This window comes from Pantoea rodasii (assembly GCF_002095465.1).
In the GTDB taxonomy this organism is placed as follows: Bacteria; Pseudomonadota; Gammaproteobacteria; order Enterobacterales; family Enterobacteriaceae; genus Pantoea; species Pantoea rodasii.
In genome coordinates, this window is the sequence record NZ_MLFP01000013.1 from 69905 (window position 1) to 90474 (window position 20570).

The 20570-nt window shown below is 54.4% G+C and carries 20 protein-coding genes; 14 read left to right on the forward strand and 6 right to left on the reverse strand.

Annotated elements, in window-relative coordinates; translation table 11 throughout:
• Window positions 1-14 precede the first annotated feature (14 nt).
• Together HA45_RS16340 and HA45_RS16345 are read right to left on the reverse strand one after the other, a co-directional pair.
• Window positions 15-1913, reverse strand: a complete 1899-nt coding sequence (locus tag HA45_RS16340; RefSeq protein WP_100704102.1) for an FUSC family protein — start codon at window positions 1911-1913, stop codon at window positions 15-17.
• A 121-nt stretch (window positions 1914-2034) separates the two neighbouring features.
• A complete protein-coding gene (locus HA45_RS16345; protein WP_100704101.1) occupies window positions 2035-2940 on the reverse strand; it encodes a LysR family transcriptional regulator in 906 nt (301 codons plus the stop codon).
• Between the two features lie 189 nt (window positions 2941-3129).
• On the opposite strand from HA45_RS16345, the gene HA45_RS16350 reads away from it, so the two are divergent.
• The 4 genes from HA45_RS16350 (at window position 3130) to HA45_RS16365 (ending at window position 8698) form a co-directional block, all read left to right on the forward strand.
• A complete protein-coding gene (locus HA45_RS16350) occupies window positions 3130-5259 on the forward strand; it encodes a TonB-dependent siderophore receptor (protein WP_205960983.1) in 2130 nt (709 codons plus the stop codon).
• A gap of 133 nt (window positions 5260-5392) precedes the next feature.
• A complete protein-coding gene (locus HA45_RS16355; RefSeq protein WP_100704180.1) occupies window positions 5393-7705 on the forward strand; it encodes a molybdopterin-dependent oxidoreductase in 2313 nt (770 codons plus the stop codon).
• Between the two features lie 190 nt (window positions 7706-7895).
• Window positions 7896-8186: a type II toxin-antitoxin system TacA family antitoxin gene (locus HA45_RS16360; RefSeq protein ID WP_100704100.1), complete on the forward strand. Its 291-nt coding sequence runs from the start codon at window positions 7896-7898 to the stop codon at window positions 8184-8186.
• Window positions 8174-8698: a GNAT family N-acetyltransferase gene (locus HA45_RS16365; RefSeq protein ID WP_128598976.1), complete on the forward strand. Its 525-nt coding sequence runs from the start codon at window positions 8174-8176 to the stop codon at window positions 8696-8698. Before HA45_RS16360 ends, HA45_RS16365 begins: the two co-directional genes overlap by 13 nt.
• Before the next feature lie 69 nt (window positions 8699-8767).
• Here the strand turns inward: HA45_RS16365 and HA45_RS16370 are convergent, their stop codons facing one another.
• Both HA45_RS16370 and HA45_RS16375 read right to left on the reverse strand, forming a co-directional pair.
• On the reverse strand, window positions 8768-9658 hold the full coding sequence (locus HA45_RS16370; RefSeq protein WP_100704099.1) for an oxidoreductase: 891 nt from the start codon (window positions 9656-9658) through the stop codon (window positions 8768-8770).
• Window positions 9659-9811: 153 nt separating this feature from the next.
• Window positions 9812-10561, reverse strand: a complete 750-nt coding sequence (locus HA45_RS16375) for a DeoR/GlpR family DNA-binding transcription regulator (RefSeq protein WP_100704179.1) — start codon at window positions 10559-10561, stop codon at window positions 9812-9814.
• An 82-nt stretch (window positions 10562-10643) separates the two neighbouring features.
• On the opposite strand from HA45_RS16375, the gene HA45_RS16380 reads away from it, so the two are divergent.
• From HA45_RS16380 to HA45_RS16415, 8 genes are all read left to right on the forward strand, one after another.
• Window positions 10644-11234, forward strand: a complete 591-nt coding sequence (locus HA45_RS16380; protein WP_100704098.1) for an NUDIX domain-containing protein — start codon at window positions 10644-10646, stop codon at window positions 11232-11234.
• Complete coding sequence (locus HA45_RS16385; protein WP_100704097.1) at window positions 11231-11590, forward strand: DUF4406 domain-containing protein; 360 nt, start codon at window positions 11231-11233, stop codon at window positions 11588-11590. The genes HA45_RS16380 and HA45_RS16385 overlap by 4 nt, the downstream gene beginning before the upstream one ends.
• Window positions 11591-11657: 67 nt before the next feature.
• Window positions 11658-12359: a winged helix-turn-helix domain-containing protein gene (locus HA45_RS16390; protein ID WP_100704096.1), complete on the forward strand. Its 702-nt coding sequence runs from the start codon at window positions 11658-11660 to the stop codon at window positions 12357-12359.
• A complete protein-coding gene (locus HA45_RS16395; RefSeq protein WP_100704095.1) occupies window positions 12356-13624 on the forward strand; it encodes a sensor histidine kinase in 1269 nt (422 codons plus the stop codon). Before HA45_RS16390 ends, HA45_RS16395 begins: the two co-directional genes overlap by 4 nt.
• 89 nt (window positions 13625-13713) lie before the next feature.
• Window positions 13714-14493 carry a MipA/OmpV family protein gene (locus HA45_RS16400; protein ID WP_100704094.1) on the forward strand — a complete coding sequence of 260 codons (780 nt, stop codon included), beginning with the start codon at window positions 13714-13716 and terminating at the stop codon, window positions 14491-14493.
• Between the two features lie 91 nt (window positions 14494-14584).
• On the forward strand, window positions 14585-15286 hold the full coding sequence (locus tag HA45_RS16405; protein ID WP_100704093.1) for a helix-turn-helix transcriptional regulator: 702 nt from the start codon (window positions 14585-14587) through the stop codon (window positions 15284-15286).
• On the forward strand, window positions 15273-16193 hold the full coding sequence (locus HA45_RS16410; protein WP_100704092.1) for a pyridoxal-phosphate dependent enzyme: 921 nt from the start codon (window positions 15273-15275) through the stop codon (window positions 16191-16193). The genes HA45_RS16405 and HA45_RS16410 overlap by 14 nt, the downstream gene beginning before the upstream one ends.
• A 14-nt stretch (window positions 16194-16207) precedes the next feature.
• Window positions 16208-16840, forward strand: a complete 633-nt coding sequence (locus HA45_RS16415; protein ID WP_100704091.1) for an alanyl-tRNA editing protein — start codon at window positions 16208-16210, stop codon at window positions 16838-16840.
• Window positions 16841-16869: 29 nt separating this feature from the next.
• Here the strand turns inward: HA45_RS16415 and HA45_RS16420 are convergent, their stop codons facing one another.
• Window positions 16870-17367 carry a carbapenem self-resistance protein CarG family protein gene (locus HA45_RS16420; protein ID WP_128598977.1) on the reverse strand — a complete coding sequence of 166 codons (498 nt, stop codon included), beginning with the start codon at window positions 17365-17367 and terminating at the stop codon, window positions 16870-16872.
• Window positions 17368-17683: 316 nt separating this feature from the next.
• Window positions 17684-18433, reverse strand: a complete 750-nt coding sequence (locus HA45_RS16425) for an SDR family oxidoreductase (protein WP_100704089.1) — start codon at window positions 18431-18433, stop codon at window positions 17684-17686.
• 131 nt (window positions 18434-18564) lie between these two features.
• On the opposite strand from HA45_RS16425, the gene HA45_RS16430 reads away from it, so the two are divergent.
• Complete coding sequence (locus tag HA45_RS16430; protein WP_100704088.1) at window positions 18565-19470, forward strand: LysR family transcriptional regulator; 906 nt, start codon at window positions 18565-18567, stop codon at window positions 19468-19470.
• A 210-nt stretch (window positions 19471-19680) separates the two neighbouring features.
• Entirely contained in the window at window positions 19681-20547 is an 867-nt protein-coding gene (locus HA45_RS16435) for a DMT family transporter (protein WP_100704087.1), read from the forward strand.
• Window positions 20548-20570 lie beyond the last annotated feature (23 nt).

A 20570-nucleotide genomic window follows, 5' to 3' on the forward strand; every position in this document is an offset into this window, starting at 1 on the left:
AATCGCGACTTCACTCAACATGGTTTGCTCCCGGATAGGTACTCCGCATCACTGCGCAGCAGAGTGGCGATCGCCCGAAAGCGCGCGGCGAGACTTGCGCTATCAGGGGATGGATGTGTTGCCAACTGACGTGCGGCGCGAGCAGCATGTTTCGCCGCCAGTGTCGGCTGCTGAAGGCGCTGGGCAATGCGCTGCCGGGCGAGTTTTATAAACGGCTGCTGTTCCAGTGGCACAACACTGTCAGCCAGCGACAACCATTCGCGTCCGAGATTCAGCGCCAACAGCCCTTGCTCAATGGCGCGTTTTTGCACCTCCGGCTGTGCACGCAGCAAACCGGCCAGTTGCGCCACGCGATGCTGTTGATGCTGGATCCAGCGCGATGCAGACACCTGTTTTCCGGCGAAGAGCACCAGCAGGCTGGCACGAATCTGCGCCTGAAGGCGTGCAGCATGACGATCCGGGTTACGAGGCATCAGTTGGAAGGCCAGCAGCGTGAGGGCGCAACCGATCAGCCAGGCCAGCGACCAGTTGAGGAACTGCGTGGCATCGTAAACCATCGGATTGGCAGCCGCCGTCAGCGTGTTGAATCCCACCAGATACGCCAGCCCGCTGAGCATGTGCTGCGGCATGCTGGTGGCGTAAATACCGGGCAACCAAAACAGGCTTAACACCAGCAATAACAGGGGCAAGCCGTTGATCAGCGGCAGCAGCATAAAAGTACAGATAAATGCCAGCGGCAGCGCGAACAGCGTGCCCAGCAGGAATTTACGCGCGCCCGCCACGGGTTGAGGCGAGGTGGAGAGCAGGGCAAAGTAAGGGGCCATGATTAACAGCATGATATCTCCGGCGGGCCAGCCGCTGCCGATCCACAGTGCGGAAGCCGCCAGCAGCGTTAACGCTGCCCGCAGGCCGTTGCGTCGTGCGCCTGGCCAGTCACGATGAAAGGCCATGGCGGGCGTTGATTGGCGCGACGGTGTTTGATGCAGGCGGGAGAGGATGGCTAGTACCCGCAGCAGGTTGCCGATTTGCGCGGCTTCCTGTGAAGGGATCGAGCTATTGTGGAGTGCCAAGCGCAGATGTAACTGCGCTTCAGCGTTTCCCGCGTGACCCTGACTCAGTGCCTCCGAGACTTTGTGCCAGTGCGGATAGTCGCCTGTGGATGCGGTGGTGGCGATCACCAGCAGCAAATCCATGGCCTGACGAATGGCAGGGGCCTGCTGCGCCAGCGACGCCGATTCCTGACGGGCCGCGGCCAGCAGGTCATCCACACCGTACAGTTCGGCCAGCAGCTGGCGCTGTGCGTGATCGCGGTCGGGCTGGGTGAGTAACATTGCGGTGCGCTGCGTCAGGTGCCACAGCAATGCTTCGACCTTTACGCTCAGGCTACGGCGGCTAAACAGCGCGCTGACCAGCCCGAGCACCATCACGCCTACCGCCACCGTGGAGGCGCGTCCCACGGCGTGTTCAAACGCCAGATCGGGATATTGCATGGCGCCGAGCGTGGCAAGCCCAATGGTGTAGCCTGCCACTGCCGCACCGGAGGCACGAAAGTGACGTAACACGCTCATTGCCATCACACACAGCCCCAGCCACAGACTATCGGCGAGGGCGAACAGCCACGGCTGTTGCGCAAACAGCGCCATAATCACCAGCGCCGCCACCATCCCGACTAGCGTGCCAATCAGACGCCATTTTCCTTTGCCCAACACGGCACCCTGTACCGGATTCAGCACCAGTAATACGGTGCTCGCAGCCGAATAGGGCATATCTAACTCCAGCCAATAGGCGAGCACCAGCGCCAGGTTGGCCGCCAGTAAGGCGCGCAGCACGTAAGTGGCGCGGGGCGTCGTGAGGTCACAATGCCTGAGCAGCGCAAGGACTTTAGGGGTTGGAAAATACAGGGCGCTATTCATCGGCTTCCCTTCATTGGTGAGTGAGGCGTCACTGTAAAGAAGGGGAATGATGCAGAAAAGTGAGGTTTTCAGAATTGATGCGTGCGTTTGATGCACGCATCAAGGATGCGTAGCCCCGTGGTCAATCATCCTCGCTACAGAGTTGCCGAATGGTTTGACGCAGCCAGCGGTGGGCGGCATCTTGCTGAAATCGCGGATGCCAGGCTTGCGTCAGGAGCACGGTTTCCAGTGGCACCGGCAGTTCAAACAGCCGGACCCGTAACCCGCTCGACAATGCGCTGCGCGCCAGATGTTCAGGCAGTGGCAGCAACAGGTCGGTGTCCTGCAGCGCAAACATCGCGCTGTAAGGGGTCGCCACAATCAGCGACACATGCCGTTGTAGGGCCATCTCTCCCAGCGCACGATCGATTGGACCATTGGCTTTGCCGCGTCGGGAAATGCTGATGTGCCCCCAGCGCGTCAGTTGCTCCGGCGTGATGTCCTGCGCAAAGATAGGGTGATCTTCACGAGCCATGCCAACAAAACGGGTGGTGAACAGCGGCTGAACGCGGATTTCTGGCCCCAGCTGGCGGGCGGCGCTGATGAACAAATCGATGCGCCCACTGCGCAGCGTCTCCACATCAACATCATCTTCTTCCGGGGAGAAATGCAGCACGGCGCGCGGCATTTCCTGCGCCATCGCCTCCAGCAAACGACCAGAATACAACCCGACAAAGGTATCGTTGGCGCGCACGTTAAATCGACGCGTGATCTCCTGCAACTGCACATGTTCACCCGGCGTCAGCACTTGTGTGGCCTGTTCTACCGCGCTGCGCACCTGTTCGCGTAGCGCCAGCGCACGTGGCGTCGGCACCAGTTTTCGTCCCGCCTGCACAAAAACCGGATCGCCCAGCGTGTCACGGATACGTCCTAATGTGCGACTCATCGCCGGAGCACTGAGATTCATTCGCCGCGCGGCAGCGGCCACGCTGCCTTCCTCCAGCAAGATATCCAACGCCAGAAGCAGATTAAGATCCGGGTATTTCATCGCAGCCTCACGAAAGGGGAAAGGCGCATCCTAACGCGAACGCCAGCGGGTTAACAATCCGATTAAAAGCGTGCGTTTGGTGCACTCATCAAGTGCTTGTCACGGCATTTACCCGCCTGCAGTCACAAATGAAAATGATTCTCGTTTGAATGTATGGACCATTGTAATGAGCCACCAATCGGGAAAATGATGAAACAACTTTGGGATTTACCGCATAAAGCACCGCTCGCGGCTATGCTGCTGGCCAGTTCGGCACTGGCGATGGCTGATGACAACACGTTGCTGGTGGAGGGCAGCGGTTCACTGGGCACCACCACCGAAGACACGCTCTCCTATACCACCGGCGAAACGCGCGCGGCGACAGGACTTGCGCTGTCACCACAAGAAACGCCGCAATCGGTGACAGTGCTGACCCGGCAACGTATGGATGATCAACAGCTCACCAGCGTGCAATCTGCGCTGGAGGCCACCACCGGTATCACTTCACGGACGCTAGACAGCGAGCGCGTCGATTTCTTTTCGCGCGGATTCAGCATCGACAGTTTCCAGTTCGACGGCGTGCCCACCAGTTTTGTCGACGGTGCCAGTTTTCTCGATACCGCGTTTTACGATCGCATCGAAGTGGTGCGTGGCGCGACGGGACTGTTAACCGGAGCCGGCAACCCTGGCGCATCGGTTAATCTGGTGCGCAAGCGACCCAGCGATAGTTTTCAGGCGCAGGCATCCGTCAGTGCCGGTTCGTGGGATAACTATCGCGGCATGATGGATGTCTCTACACCGCTCACGGAGGATGGTCGGGTCCGCGCGCGCGTGGTGGGCAGTTATCAGGATCGGCATAGCTGGCTGGATCGCTATCAGCAAAAAAAGCAGGCCTTTTATGCGGTGATTGAGGCCGATCTCACCGATAACACCACGCTGAGCGTGGGTTACGACGCGCAGATCATCAAACCCACGGGCACCACCTGGGGCGGCGTGCCGCGTTGGTATAGTGATGGATCAGAAACCCAGTGGTCGCGCTCGGTCAATTCGGCAGCCGACTGGAGCCACTGGAATAACACCTTGCGCACCGCCTTTGCCAGCCTGGATCAGCATTTCGATAACGGCTGGTCGCTCAAAACCAACCTGACGCAGCAACGCACCCACTCGGACGCAAAGCTGTTCTCCAGCCTGGGTTATCCCGATCGCAGCACTGGCGAAGGGGTGATTCCCATCGCGCTGGCCAGCAACGCCACCTCGCGACAGAACAGTCTGGACATGCAAGCCAGCGGCCCTTTTTCCTTGCTGGGACGTCAACATGAAGTGGTGATGGGGGTGATGGCCTCAAAACGTGTTACCGACGAGAACAGCAGTGGCTTTGTCTATCCTTCCGCTGCCATGGGCAGTTTGTATCAGTGGAACGGTGATTACCCGGAGCCGGACTTTAGCCAGGCCAACTGGACCCGCACGCACACTGAAATCACCCAGCGCGGGGTATACAGTGCACTCCGATTCTCACTGGCCGATCCGGTGAAACTGATTATCGGTGCGCGCGTCAGCCAATACAAAATTAACCAGAGCGACGGCAGCACGAATTTTAATGATGAGAAGAAAGGGGCCATCACACCTTATGTCGGCGTGGTTTATGCACTCAATCCTACCTATTCCCTCTACACCAGCTATACCACCATCTTTAATCCCCAAACCTATCGCGACAGTGACAACCACGTGTTGAAACCCACGCGCGGTAACAATCGCGAGGTCGGAATAAAAGGGCGTTATCTTGACGGACGTTTAAATGCTTCGCTGTCGTTGTTCGACACGCACCTCGACAACGTTGCCACGGTAGATAGCGGCGCGCTGCTGCCAGACGGCAGCCAGGCCTACAAAGCGGTCAACGGCACCACATCAAAAGGGATTGAAGTTGATGTGCAAGGGGAGCTATTACCCGGTTGGAATTTGTCGCTCGGACTGGCGAATTATGCGGCCTCAGAAAGCGATGGCTCACGTCTGAACCCACAGTTGCCGCGCACCACGGCGCGATTGTTCAGCACCTGGCAGCTACCGGGGCGTTTTTATCCTGTGACCGTCGGCGCTGGCGTCAACTGGCAAAGCAGCAGTTGGCTTTCCGCCACCAGCCCTTCAGGCAGCACGCGCGCAACACAAAAATCCTATGCGCTGGCGGCTCTGATGGCACGCTATTCGCTGACGCCGCAGGCGGATGTGGCGGTGAACATTAATAATCTGTTTGATCAACGCTATACGGTGATGAACGGTTTCTACAATCAGGTGCTGTATGGCGAACCGCGCAATGTCACGCTGACGGTGAATTATCGTTTTTAGTGGCTTCGCAAGTTGATGTGGAAAGCTAAGTATTAATCGGTCTTTAGCCCATGAAGGTGATTACGGCGCATTTTCTGTTGTGGTAATTTATCGCATCATTAACACCATAATCAGCCTGCGACGTAATCACTTCATGACCAAACATCACAACCTTGCCGTAATGCACTGGGGCACTTATCGCGTCTCAACGACTGACGGCGCATTAACCGCGATTGAACCGGTTGAATGGGATCGTAATCCTTCTAAAATCGGTCAGTCACTGGTCGGTGCGGTGGATGGACCGAGCCGCATTCGTCGTCCGTCGGTCCGCCTCGGCTATCTGCAACACGGCCGTGATGCGCGTCAGGGAAGGGGTAAAGAACCCTTTGTGGAAGTGAGCTGGGAAACCGCGATTGCGCTGGTGGCTGATGAGCTGACGCGGGTGAAACAGACGCATGGCAATCAGGCGTTTTATGCGGGATCTTATGGCTGGTCGAGCGCCGGACGCTTCCATCACGCACAAAGTCAGCTGCATCGCTTCTTTAATCAGCTCGGTGGCTATGTCGATAGTACGAATACCTACAGCCTGGCGGCAGGTGAGCGCGTGTTGCCGCATATCATCGGTGAGCTGGATGTGCTGCAAAAGCAGCATACGCATTGGGCCTCACTGGCGGAACATTGCGAACAGTTTGTGGCGTTTGGCGGCTTACCGCTGCGTAACTCACAGGTGAATGGTGGCGCGGCTAACGATCATGCGCTCAAACACTGGCTTGAGCAGATGCAGAACAGCGGCATCAAGTTTATCAATATCAGCCCGGTGAAAAACGATCTCTCCGGTGTCAGCAACCATCAATGGTTGCCGCTGAAACCCGGCAGCGATACGGCACTGCTGCTGGCGTTAAGTCAGGTACTGATTGATGAAGGGCTGTATAACGCAAGTTTTGTCAGCAGCCATACCGTTGGCTTTGCTCAGTATCGTGATTATCTGATGGGCGCAACAGATGGCGTGGTGAAAACGCCAGAGTGGGCGGCCAGCATCACGGGAGTGGAGGCCCAAACGATTCGCGATCTGGCGCGCAGCATGGTGGCAAAGCGCACCATGATCAATATCGCCTGGTCGCTGCAGCGCGCCTTCCAGGGTGAACAGACGTTTTGGGCAACGGTGGCACTGGCCGCGCTGATTGGTCAGATTGGCACTCCGGGCGGCGGGTTGGGATTTGCCTATGCCAGCACCAACCTTGCGGGCGCCGATCGTCGTACCTTTTCCGGTCCACGCTTCCCGGCGGGCAGCAACGCCTTAAAGGAAAAAATCCCGGTGGCGCGTCTGTCTGACATGCTGCTAAATCCTGGCGGTGCATATCAATTCGATGGCGAAGATTGTACCTATCCTGATATCCGCGTGGTGTATTGGGCCGGCGGTAATGCTTCCCATCATCATCAGGATATCAACCGCTTAGTGGAAGCGTGGCGCCAGCCCGATACCGTGGTGGTGCACGAGCAATACTGGACCGCGCAGGCTAAATTTGCCGATATCGTGTTCCCGGTGACCACCTCGCTGGAACGCAATGATATCGGTAGCTCCAGCAATGATGGCTATATGATCGCCATGCGCCAGCACATCGAGGCGCAAGGAGAAGCGCGTGATGATTACGCCATCTTCCGCGCTCTGGCCGAGCACATGGGCTTCGGTGATAGCTTCAGTGAGGGACGTACTGCCGAAGAGTGGATGCGCCATATTTACGAGATTTCGCGCCCACGCGCAGAGGCCGACGGCATTGAACTGCCGGCATTTGACGACTTCTGGCAGCAGGGAATGATTGAATATGACCGCCCCGAAACGCCGCATATTTTCCTCAAGGACTTCCGTGACAACCCGCAATCCGCGCCGCTGACCACGCCATCAGGCAAAATTGAGTTGTTCTCGCAAACCGTCGCTAACTTCGGTTACGAAGAGTGTCCCGGTCATCCTTTCTGGTATGAGCCGGAAGCCATCGCACAGCAGGAAACGGCGCGCCGCTGGCCGCTGCATCTGCTCTCCAGCCAACCGCGCACCCGTTTGCACAGTCAGTACGATCATGGCAGCCTGAGCCGCAGCAGCAAAATACAGGGTCGTGAACCGTTGTGGCTGCATCCAACAGATGCGGCCGCGCGCGGTATCACCGAAGGGTCGGTGGTGAAAGTGTTCAACGGGCGTGGCGCGATTCTGGCGGGCGTGCATCTTAGTGAAGATATCCTTCCAGGCGTGGTGCAAATGTCCACCGGTGCATGGTACGACCCACAAGACCCGACACAGCCGGACTCACTCGATAAGCACGGTAATCCCAATGTGCTCACCGAAGATCGCGGCAGCTCGCGCTTAGGACAAGGCTGTAGCGCCCAGAGCTGCTGGGTGGACATTGAGCTTTGGCAAGGTTCCTTGCCAGCGATTACCGCGTTCGACCCGCCAATGTTCGTTAGCGGTATCTGATCCCAAATTTCAGGCAGGGCTCGCAGCGATGTGTGACTTCACACATGATGATCAGTCACTGGATTGAAATTATCGAGTAATAAACATACAATACTGCCTGTACGGAACTATCCCGTACAGGCAGTGAACCCTGCTATGCTACCGGTTCGAAAATTTCTCGTTTAAACGAGATACAACGGGAGAACACAGCATGGCCTCATCGGCTAAAACTGAAAGACTGGAATTACGTATCAGTCCAGATATTAAAAACGAAATTGAAACTGCTGCACAATTGAGCCGCGTTAGCGTCTCTCAGTTCATCGCAGATTCAGCTGCGCAACGTGCAGAATCGGTCATCAGCGAACACAGTCGTATTAAGCTGTCTGAAGATTCATGGAATGCTGTGATGGCAGCACTTGAGAATCCACCGGCGCCCAGTGAACGACTCCGTCGCGCGGCCGCTGTCAGTCGTGAGGAGTCAACCTGGGAATGGGAAAGGTAAAACTAGAAATTGTGAAGTTCTCACCGACTATGCAGATTAATGTAGAGAACTTTCGTTGCGGACGTCCAGAGTTGGACGTTTTTTTAAAAAAACAACTTATCCGGCAACACACGGCAAATGTGTTAAAAGCTTACCTGCTGGTGACAAATGATCCTACTCCTGAAGTGATGGGATATTACACCGTTTCGGGGGGCAGTTATGCCAAGTCCACCATGACGCGTCAATATCAAAAGCAAGTTCCCTATCGTGAAACAGCATGCATTACGCTCGGCCGCCTGGCAGTGGATGAACGTATTGCAGGAAGGGGATTTGGAACACAGCTCGTGCTTCATGCTCTTCGAGTTGCTTACGCTGCTGCCGACGCTGTCGGGATTTATGCCGTGATGGTCGAAGCAAAGGATGAAAGCCTTATACCATTCTACTGTGAAAAAATGGGTTTTATCCCGCTCAAAACTGAAGATGATGAGTATAAATTTTTTATCCCGATAGCTAGCCTTGCGCCACTATTGTGAATGTAAACACTACTGAAAAAATGCATGCGCCAGAATCAATGACCTATTTGTACTGACGCATGCAGACCATTAACCCGGTCCATCACTTCCCGCTGCCAACAGCGCAACCACCACATCACTGATGGGTGTCGCGATGCCGTGCGCTTTGCCGCGACGCTGGACGACGCCATTACGAATATCCCATTCGAGTGGGCGATCCGCCTGGCGGTCGGCGAGGATCGATGTGCCTAAATCTGCCGGGGCGCGATGGAAGCCATCGACAATTTCCTCAGGCACGCTATCGCTCAGGTTGGCTCCTGCGGCGCGGGCAACGCTCAGACACTCGCGCAAATATGCCAGCGCCAGTGCGGTCACATCCTCGCGTTGAAACATGCCGGCTCGACGATTGGCTAACACCATCAAGCCCGCGACCGCGTTTTGCAAAAGTTTGCGCCAGGCGATCGACAGGAAATCGACTTCCAGCTCGACCGTGCAGCGCGTGTCTTGTAATGCCCGCACAATCGGCTGCGCCTTAGCGACATCGGGTAAAGTCAGACGCGGTTTCGCGCGCAGCCACACGGATGCATCCGGCTGGCGTTGCGCCGGAAACCACACCACCGAAGGGATCACCGTTGCCCCGTTTACGTAGGGCGAAAGCTGCTCAACCTGCTCCACACCGTTTTGCAACGCACAGACCACGGTATTTTCATCACAAAGGGCCGCCAGCCATGGCGCGGTTTCGGCGACCTGCGTGGTTTTCACGGCCAGGAATACCACATCGAAAGGTTGAGCAATCTCGCCTGGATCGGTCAGCACCGGGCCCGGCACCACGACTTCTCCGTCATCATGGCGCAGGAGTAATTGGGCATGGGCGGTGCGTCCGCACAGCACCGGTGTGCGCCCGCGTTCGTGCAACGCGGCAGCCACTGTGGTGCCGATGGCACCCGGTCCGACAAGGGCAATGGTTGGAAACTCAGACATGTTGCTATTCTCCTGTTTATCCTGTGCTGCTCTTCGGGTCAGCGAAACCCACTATTACATCCTGGCATTGTGACTGAATGATGAGAGCGCCATCGGCCAGATAGAAAAATGGCGGTGCGGAATCATCATCAAAGGCTGCCAAAAACTGGCGGCTTACAGCAGAGCGATCTGCTTTTGTTGCAGCAGTTGCTGCATTTCAGCGTCAGGTTCTCCATCAACAATCAGCGTGCTGGCCAGTGACAGATCGCCAATGGCAAACGCCGATGCTGAATTGAGTTTCTCCTTTGAGACCATCACCACCGTTTCTGCCGCTCGAGCCGCCAGGGCACGCTTCACACCCGCTTCTTCGTAATTGCCCGTGGTTAATCCTGCTGTTTTGTGCACGCCGGTGACACCCATAAAAAACAGGTCGGCATTGATGCGCGCGATGGCTTCGAGCACCGCTGATCCTACGGCCACCACCGAGTGACGATAAAGTTGCCCACCAATCATGATCACCTCAACTAACGGGAAATCCACCAGTGCTACAGCGATACCTGGACTGTGCGTCACCACGGTAAAGGCCAGTTCTTTGGGCAGCAGTTGCACCATTTCCGCGGTGGTCGTGCCGCCATCGATGATCACCAGCTGTCCCGGCTGAATCAGCTGAACGGCTTTTTGCGCGATCAGGCGCTTAGAACTTATTTGCACGTTTTTGCGTGTTTCAAAAGGGGCGATAGCGGCAGAAACCGGCAGCGCACCCCCGTGCACGCGTTGCAGTAATCCCTCGCTGGCTAACTCCCTTAAGTCGCGGCGGATAGAGTCTTCAGAGACCTTGAATCGCTGGCTGAGTTCACTGGACATCACTTGCTGTTCATCGGCAAGAATCGTCAATATCTGCTGTTTGCGTTGACTGGAAAGCATGATTTTCTCGTTCGTGTTTTTGCTTGTATTTGCACGATTATGCATGATAGCGTTTGTTTTGTCAGCCATCGGGAGATTAAACATGCAGCAAAAAGTGCGCAATATTCGTGAGCAACTGTTATCCGACAACTGGTACACCTTAAAAAAGTACACCTTCGATTTACAGCGTGCCGACGGCAGTTGGCAAGAACAAAGCCGTGAAGCTTATGACCGCGGCGACGGAGCCGTGATCCTTCTCTACAACCGCCACAAACAGACGGTGGTGCTAACGCGTCAGTTCCGCTTTCCCATCTTTATCAATGGGCATGAAGGTTTTTTGATTGAGGCAGCAGCCGGTTTGCTGGACCACGCTTCACCGGAGGATCGCATTATTGCTGAGGCACAGGAAGAGACAGGTTACACAGTGACAAATGTTGAAAAGGTAATGGAAGCCTACATGAGCCCCGGCTCGGTCACGGAGAAGCTGTATTTCTATATCGCGGAATATACCGAAGGCGACAGAAAGCATGCGGGCGGCGGTCTGGAGGAAGAAGGGGAAGATATCGAAGTATTGGAATGGCCTTTCGCTCGCGCCATGGCGGCGGTTCGTCACGGCGAAATCGAAGATGCCAAAACCATTATGTTGCTTCAACACCTGGCGTTGAACATTCAATTTGAGGAGAAAGCGCAATGATGATCCTGATTGCAGGACCGGTTCGCAGTGGCACTAACGGCGACCTGAAACTGATTGAGCAAAACATGCAGAAACTCGATCACATGGCATTACAGGTTTATCAAAAAGGTCATATTCCCGTGATAGGTGAGTGGCTGGCGTTACCGCTTGCCAGCGCGGCCGGCTCGCAGCAAATCGGTGATGAGATCAGTGAAGCCTTCCTCTATCCCGTTGCGCATCGTTTAATTCAGAGCTGTGATGCCATTTTACGCATGCCAGGCGCCTCAACAGGCGCGGATAAGGATGTGCAAGTCGCCAGGGATTTGGGGCTGAGTATATTCAGCGATATCGATGAGATTCCAGCGGTACAGAGATAAACAGGAAACTTATAGACTGGCACTGCTGTCTGTAACTCATCGGTGTACCTACATTGGGTGATGAGCGATGAACTCGGTTCTGTTGATAGAAGATGACCTCAGGCTGGCGGGAATGATTCTGCCGTATCTGACGCAGTATGAATTCAAGGTTGAACACAGTGCCAGTTCGCAGGATGCGCAGTTAAAAATGAAGCAGCACGCTTACGATGTGGTGCTGTTAGACCTGATGCTAGGTGATGCTGACGGTCTGGCGCTTTGCCGTGACATTCGTAGCCAGTGTTTGCATGAACCCGCCATCATTATGGTGACGGGGCGAGGCGACCCTGCAGACAGGATTATCGGGCTAGAAGTCGGTGCAGATGATTACTTACCAAAACCTTTTGAGCCCCGTGAATTGCTGGCGCGCATGCGTGCGGTGCTGCGACGTATTAAGTCGGGCAACGGAGTTCGTGAAACAGGTTTAATTCGTTCTGGCTCACTGGAAATTGATACTGCTGCGCGCACGGTCATGTTGAATCAGAATACCTGTTCTCTGACCTCATTGCAGTTTGACCTGTTAGTTTCATTAGCCCGGAATGCCGGCAGGGTGTTGAACCGGGAACAGATTTGGCAGTCAGTCCGTGGTGAAAGCTATGAAAGTTTTGACCGTGCGATTGACGTGCACATTGGCCGCATTCGGCAATTGATTGAAGACGATCCACGTGTGCCAAAACGTATTATCACCGTACGTGGTGTGGGCTATGTATTTTCGGCGTTGCCTGGTGCATGAAGCGCATCACCGATTTACCCATTCATTTGCAAATTTTCACCGCCTTCAGCTGCGCGCTGTTGCTTGTTGTGGCATGTACTATTGCGCTCTGGTTATGGAGTGATGATAACAACCGCCATATCGACGCCTTCGCCACCTTTTCCGAGCTAGTGGAGAAAAATTTACCCCCTGCGACCGCTTCTCCTGAGGTGCAATCCGCCGCCATTGACCAATGGATCGCACGAGCTCATACACGCTTTGCGCTATTCGCCGCTGATGGCACGCTATTGAGCCGTCCGCTGAGTCCCCCGCTGTCATTTCCAAAACGTGTCTTACATGGCGGGTTGTTTGATGATTGGTACGGGATGCGCTTTGTCTGGCAGCTTAAAGATAAACGCGTATTGCTCATTCAGTTCAGTAGTGACCGGCAGAAGCGCCCGTGGTTTTTTATCCTGATGCTGTTGCTGCTCGCGGCCAGCGTTGCACTGATCTCTTTCCCAGTCATCCGGCGTTTAACGGCGCGACTGGAATCCCTGCAGCGCAGTGTTGAATCGCTGGGTAAAGGGGATCTTCGAACACGCATGTCTGTGGCCGGACGAGACGAAGTCGCGCAGTTAGTCGAGAGCTTTAACCGTTCTGCCACCCAGATCGAACAACTGGTGCAATCGCAAAAAACCATGTTGGCCAATGCCTCACACGAACTACGCTCGCCTTTGATGCGAATTCAAATGGCAGCAGCCCTGCTAGAGCAAACTGATTCTGCCCCAGGACGTGAATTACAACGCAGCGTGGGGGAATTAGATGCTCTGGTAGAAGAAATTCTCACATTAAGCCGCCTTGAGTTATCGCCCAATGTGATCAACGGTGAGCTGAAATGTGTTGATGTGACAGCCATTGCTGCTGAAGAGTGCGCGCGTGCGCAGGTTGAATTGAACGCCGCACATATTGTTGCTGAAGTCGATGCGCGATTGTTGCGGCGTCTCCTGCGAAATTTGATCGAAAACGCGGTGCATTACGCCGGACGTAATATTCAGGTCGAACTCAATGACAACGGTGATGGTCACTTTATCCTACAAGTAAAAGATCGTGGGCCAGGGATCCCGGAAGCGGAACATGCGCAGGTCTTTGAGCCGTTCTATCGTTTAAGCCGAAGTGGTAACGGCTCCGGCTTAGGTCTCGCATTAGTTCGCTCAATCACCGTATACCATGCAGGCAGTATCACACTGAGGAATCGTACTGGGGGCGGTGCCTGTTTTAATGTACGCATTCCGCTCGCTGTTACATAACTTTACCGGGGATAAAAACAGGATTTACAAGGGAGTGTTGCAATCATTGGGCTTAACTCACGCCCTATTGCAACCAAAGGATGAATTTGATGCGCTTCACTCTGGCTCAACCTGTGACGCTATTTTGCCTGCTCTCTTTAACGCCGATATCTGCTCTAGCCGCAAACGATAACCATGAATTCTCTGGCTACGTAGGGGGTGGTGTTGGCGTGAAGCCGAACTACTCAGGAGCTAAAGATATTAAAACGGATTTTATTCCTGCTTTCAAACTGGCATACGGTCCGTTATTCGTCGGTGGGGTCGATGATCTGGTTGCCTTAGGCTGGGATGTCCTGAAAACCGAACACTGGACCTTCGCGCTGGGCGCGGGGACGGATATCTCACCACGCGAGGAGTCCGATGATGAACATCTGCGCGGGCTTGGCGATATTGATATGACGCCACGTGCCTTCACCTCTGCCACGTACGAAAACGACTGGTTCAAAGGCGGTATTATCGCCACTCAAGATATTGGCGGTAACCAGCAGGGTTTCAAACTTGCCTCGTATGCGCATTTGCAATGGCATCCAATGGACAATCTGCGGTTTTACACTGGCCCGACGCTAAGTTGGGCTGACAGTGATTACCTGCAAACGCAGTATGGTGTTACCGCAGTACAGTCCGCGCGCAGCGGCCTGTCACGTTACACGGCTGATGCCGGTATTGAGAAGATTGGCTGGGATGTCGGCATGGATTATGAAGTGACGCCATCCTGGCTGGTAGGTGCGCGCGTCAGCGCACAACGACTGCAGGCAGATGCAGCTGATAGCCCGGTCACTCAGCAAGCCAATCAGCTAACCGGTGTTTTATTTCTGGCATGGCGGTTTTAATAAGAGGAATAGAATTATTGATCAACAAAAAGTTGATCAATAATATCCAGAATGCTATTTTTCTACAAAATGTAGAGATAATGGTGCCGGGATGTCTTCAATTACCGATGAGCAATATGTTGCCGACTTAATGCGCATGCTGGCTGGCGCAGTCAAGGTCATCGGCAGCGTGATCCAGCGTAATGCCGAAGTGGTACTGCATGATCTGCGTCAGCCGGAATATTCCATTGCTGAGATCGTGAATGCTGGCGTGACAGGCCGCAAACGGGGTGATTCCGTACTAGCCGGATTGCGCACCGACCGGGCATTTATCAGTGCGATGGAGCGAAAAGAGGAAGCCATTTCCCTGCTCCTCGACTATCCCACTTTTACCCGCGAGGGCAAGCCGCTCCGCAGTAGCACAGCAATCTATCGCGATCGCCACGGAGTGCCCTTTGCTGCGCTCTGCATCAACGTCGATAACGCAGACATAGAGCAGGCACTGCGCGTGCTGCACTCCATGACCGCGATCTGTCCACCCGATGTGCAGATCTCTGTAGCCGAATCGGCAGCGGAAACCCAGCATGACACTATCGAAGATCTGATGAGCGATATCATCAACACCACCTCCGCACAGCATCCCGGTAACAATCGTAATGACACCAAGCGGGCTAATTTGCTCGCGGTGAAGCATATGCAGGAGAAGGGGCTGTTTCTGATTAAAGGCGGAGTTGAGAAAGCCGCTGCGGCGCTCGGCGTGACACGTTACACCATCTACAACTATCTGGATGAAATCAAAAATGAAAACAGCTGAATCGCTGAGCATTAAAACGCCTTTGCTCGAATCTTTGCCGCTCAGCCAACTCAATCAAACCCGAGTGTGGTTGAAGATGGAAGCGATGCAGCCTTCTGGTTCCTTCAAAATCCGCGGTATTGGATTTGCCTGTCAGCAGCATGCTGCGCGTGGGGTGAAGCGTTTTATCTCTTCATCGGGCGGAAACGCGGGATTGGCGGTGGCCTATGCGGGTCGTCAACTTGGCATACCGGCAGTGGTGGTGGTGCCGGAATCGACGTCCGATCGTGCGCTTCACCTGCTGGCGTTGGAAGGTGCAGAGGTGAAAGTCCATGGCAAAACCTGGGCAGACGCCAATCAGTTGGCGCAGTCATGGGTGACCGAACAGGACGCATTTATCCATCCTTTTGATGATGCATTGTTGTGGCAAGGCATTGCGGCGTTGATCGATGAAGTGGTGGAGGGCGGTGTGCGTCCTGATGCGGTGGTGCTCTCGGTAGGTGGCGGCAGCTTATTGTCGGGGATTGATCAAGGATTAACACAGCACGGATTACATCAGGTGCCGATTTATATCGCTGAAACTACTGGCATGGCGTCTTATCACGCGGCATTGGTCGCCGGACATCCCATTGCTGTGGACCATCTTAGCGGTATTGCGACGTCATTGGGGGCACGTCAGGTCTGCCAGCGTGCATTTGACGTCAGCAAAACACGCACTGTGGTGGGCACACAAGTGAGCGATAGGGAAGCCGTCGATGCCTGTCTGGCTTTTCTTGATGACCATCGCACGCTGGTTGAACCCGCCTGTGGCGCGGCGCTAGCGCTGCTGTATGGACAAAAATTGCCGTTAGCGAGTGTCGAAAACGTGTTGGTTATCGTCTGTGGCGGTTCCACGGCAACCCTTAACGCGCTGCAAGCTTTTAAGTGATTATTGGAGTCGAGATGACGGAAAGAACCTATTATTTCAGCGATTTGCTGGAGATGGACACCGAAGTGGTGCGTTGTGAAGCGCAGGATGATGGGCAGTTTCGTGTGCAATTGTCGGCCACGCTATTCCATCCGCAGGGTGGTGGGCAACCCGCTGACCAGGGCACGATAGGCGATGCCAGCGTGCTACAGCTCATTCAGGAAGACGGTGAATTAATCCATATTACCGACCGCGAAGTAGCGTTGGGACACGTGCACATTCACATTGATGCGGCACTGCGTAAGTTGCATACCCGTTACCATTCTGCGGGCCATCTGATTGCTTACGCAGGCGAGAAGTTTGGCTGGTTAGGTTACAAAGGCGATCATCGGCCCGGCAATGGACGTATCGTGTTCAAACCGCAGGGCGAGCCGCAAGCCGTTGATGAAGAGGCACTCGCTCAAGATGTCGCCGCGCTGGTGGCGCAGGATCTAGCGCGTGTACTGCTAGATGATGCCGGACGCAGAATGGTCAGCTGGGGCGAACTCACACCTTATGCCTGCGGTGGCACGCACGTGCAGCGCACCAGCGAAGTGGGTGACATCGTGATTACCCGCGTGAAAGAAAAGAAGGGTGAGTTGTCGGTGCAGTACGAAGTGCGTGATTGATGAGCAGGCGGATTAACGCCTGTACTGTGCTATTTAAATTCATCTATTTTCAATTGTGCGAAAGCCTGATCAACATCGTCATACGTTTGTGAGGTGGTATAACTGCCAGACAGTTGCCAATAAAAAACAGGAGCGCCCGGCTCTTCGCTGCTTTCTGCCACTCGATAGCGAGAGAATTTTATTTTCGCGGCCTCCGTCATGTCATCATTGTCCTGATTTGATGAGAATTTCATCGCGCGAATCAGGTAATAAACGCCTTGAATATTATGCAGTTCAAAGCCAATGATTTTGTCAGACGAACCCGCCAGACGAAAATCCGACCAGGTAAAACCATCATCATCCGGGACTGGTAAAATATACCAGTTACCGTTTTTATTAATGAATGCAGATAGCGTCTGGCTGGGATGCGAGGTGTTATTGTCAAAGGTCGCAGAGACCAGCAAATCCGGGACGCCATCCTGGTTAAGATCGATATTATTGGCCCCTGCCAGCAACTCGACCCGCGTAGCAGCCTGAGCGCCGAACACGGTGCACAATGACAGAACGATAAACGCAAAAGTCTTTAACTTCACTGCACGCTTTCCTTAGTGGTTTAAGGCAATAAAAGATATCAAAAACTAAATATTGAAAGACAGCAAGTCATCGCTGCCTGATAGCCTTCCTGGCGTATTCTGAAACTGTTTAGGCTCAAACAGCGCTGAATTATGTGTGTTTTTGCGGGGATGTGAAAGGGTGCGAGGAATAATTAGATTCAAATGGATTAACTGACGAAGCGCGTCATCCATTACGCACTTCGCTACAGGAAAATTGCCCTAATCTGGACGTCTTTCCCTCATCTTCAACTCATACCTGTGCCATGCCGCCATCCACGAACAGTTCGGTGGCATTAATAAAGCTGGAAGCATCGGATGCGAGAAATGACACAACGTTACCAATCTCGCCGGGTTCTCCCAGTCGGCCCAAGGGCACCTGAGCAGCTAACGCATCGAACAATCCCTGACGCTGATCTTCGGGCACTAAATCGCCCAAACCTGGCGTGCGCACCGGACCGGGGCTCACCACGTTGACACGAATACCGCGATCCTTCACATCCAGCGCCCATGAACGGGCAAAGTTGCGCACCGCGGCTTTACTGGCGCTGTAAACACTGAATCCTGCCGTACCCTGAATCGATGTGGTTGAAGAGGTCAAAATCACCGAGGCTTTGTCGCTTAACAGCGGCAGCGCTTTTTGCACGGTAAACAGCACGCCACGCACGTTGGTGCCAAAGATCCGGTCGAAATGCTCTTCAGTAATAGCACCGAGCGGTAACATATCGCCGCCGCCAGCATTGGCGAACAGAATGTCCAGGCGACCCGCCTGGCGTGCAATCTGCGCATACACCGCATCCAGATCGCTCAACACAGAAGCATCAGCGCGAATACCGGTTGCCTGTGCGCCGATAAGTGTGACGGCAGCATCCAGTTCTGGCTGGCGACGACCGGTGATAAACACGCGCGCTCCCTGAGCTGCCAGCGCCTGAGCGGAAGCTAAACCAATTCCGCTGGTGCCGCCGGTGACTAACGCAATTTTACCGTTTAATGATGTGTTCATGTGTATTCTCCCAAATGGATTTAAGTGTGTGATGACTGCGTTGCAGTGCATGGGAGGCAATGTAACCGTGCGCGGCTTAGTGATAAATGGTGTAAAATCGAAATCATTATTCCTGTACATGGATAATCAAAATGGATCAGCTTTTGGCTATAAAAGCATTCGCTCGCGTGGTGGAGGCGGGGAATTTTACCCGAGCCGCCGATTCACTGGATATGCCCAATGCCACGTTGAGTAAACTGGTGCAGGAATTGGAGGGGCATCTTGGCGTTCGCCTGTTACAGCGCACCACACGACGCGTCACCGTCACGCCTGAAGGACGTGATTATTACGACAAAGCGCTGCGTATCGTGCGGGACTTAGAAGATATCGACGGGGCGTTTAGCGCGGTAAATGGCGCGCCGCGTGGCTACTTGCGCATTGATGTCGGAGGTTCGACGGCGCGAGATGTGCTTATTCCATTGCTACCCGATTTTGTCGCGCGATTTCCAGACGTTCGCCTCGACCTCGGTGTATCCGACCGGGCTGTGGATCTGATCAGCGACAATGTCGATTGCGTAATTCGCGGCGGGCCGCTCGGTGATTCATCGCTGGTAGCGCGTCATCTTGGTGATGCAGAGATGATCACCTGCGCGGCACCCGGCTATCTCAAAACCTATGGCGTACCAGCCTATCCGCAGGAGCTGAAAAATGGGCATCGCTGGATAAGCTATTTATCCCCACAAAGCGGACGTGCATTTCCGCTGCGCTTCATGCAGGCCAACCAAAAACAGGAAATGAAAATCGATCATCGCATTGGCATTAACGAAAGCAATGCCCATCTGGCGGCGGCGGTAGCAGGATTGGGTATCATCCAAACGTTTCGTTATGCGTCCGCCGACAGTTTAGCGTCCGGAACGCTGGTGGAAATCCTCAAGGAATGGCAACCCGCGTCTTATCCTTTTCACGCGGTTTATCCGCAGAACCGCCATTTAACCCAACGGCTACGCGTGTTTATCGATTGGCTACGAGAAGTCTTTCCGGCACGACTCAATGGATGACAGGGCTGCGACGATCTGTTAACTTTTTGTTTCTTAACTCCCCATTTTCACTACAGGCCTGCGTAAATGACACTTTCTGCCGCACCTTCGACGTCATACGAACATGGCCTGTATGCGATCTGCTGTCCGCCGCCACCTCCTGCAATCGTTGCGGTTCGCTAAGAACCGAAAGTTTTTCCCGCTTAACTTTACAACGTTTGTTTTAGGAGCATTTTCATGCGTTCTTCATCTTTGACGTCGCAAGCTGCGACGTCGGGCTTCGTGTTGCTTTGGGGCAGCGCGGCGATCTTTTCACGTCTCGGGTTAGACAACGCTTCGCCGATGGCACTCTTAATTGTGCGTTTCAGCGTGGCACTCACGGCTTTGCTGCTGGTGGGTGTGTTTCGACGTCGTTGGTTACCTGATGCCGGCAGCCGTATAACCGTGGTTTACACCGGGCTGATTTTGATTGGTGCCTATTCCGTGTGCTACTTCCAGGCAATGGCAGAAGGGGTCACGCCTGGATTAATCGCCACCATTATGGGCATTCAACCGATCCTTACGCTCTGCGTGGTGGAAAGGCGTATGCAGGGCATGCGATTGCTGGGATTAGCGATCGCATTGGCAGGATTAATTATGCTGGTATGGCGCAGTCTGGCGGCATCGCAACTGCCCCTGAGCGGGATTGTGTTCGCGCTGGCGGCGCTGCTGTGTATGACGTTTGGCGCCATCATGCAGAAAAAAGTCTCACAGCATCCTGCGCAGATACTGCCGCTGCAATATGCGGTGAGCTTAGTGCTGTGCGTGCTGCTGCTCCCCGTCAAACCCTTCCATATTGAATTTACGCTGCACTTTTGGATTTCGGCGCTGTTTCTTGGCGTGATGATTTCGGTAGTGGCGCAGCTGTTACTGTACCGACTGTTGAGTGCCGGAAGCATCGTTAACGTGACCAGTTTATTCTATCTGGTGCCGGTGATAACGGCGGTGCTGGATTATCTGCTGCTGGGTAATAAGTTACCGTGGTCAGGCATGCTTGGGATGGTGGCGATACTGCTGGGGATTATGTTGGTGTTTCGTGCACCGCGGTTGAAACCGTAAAGCAATAATCCGATGTGGCGGCC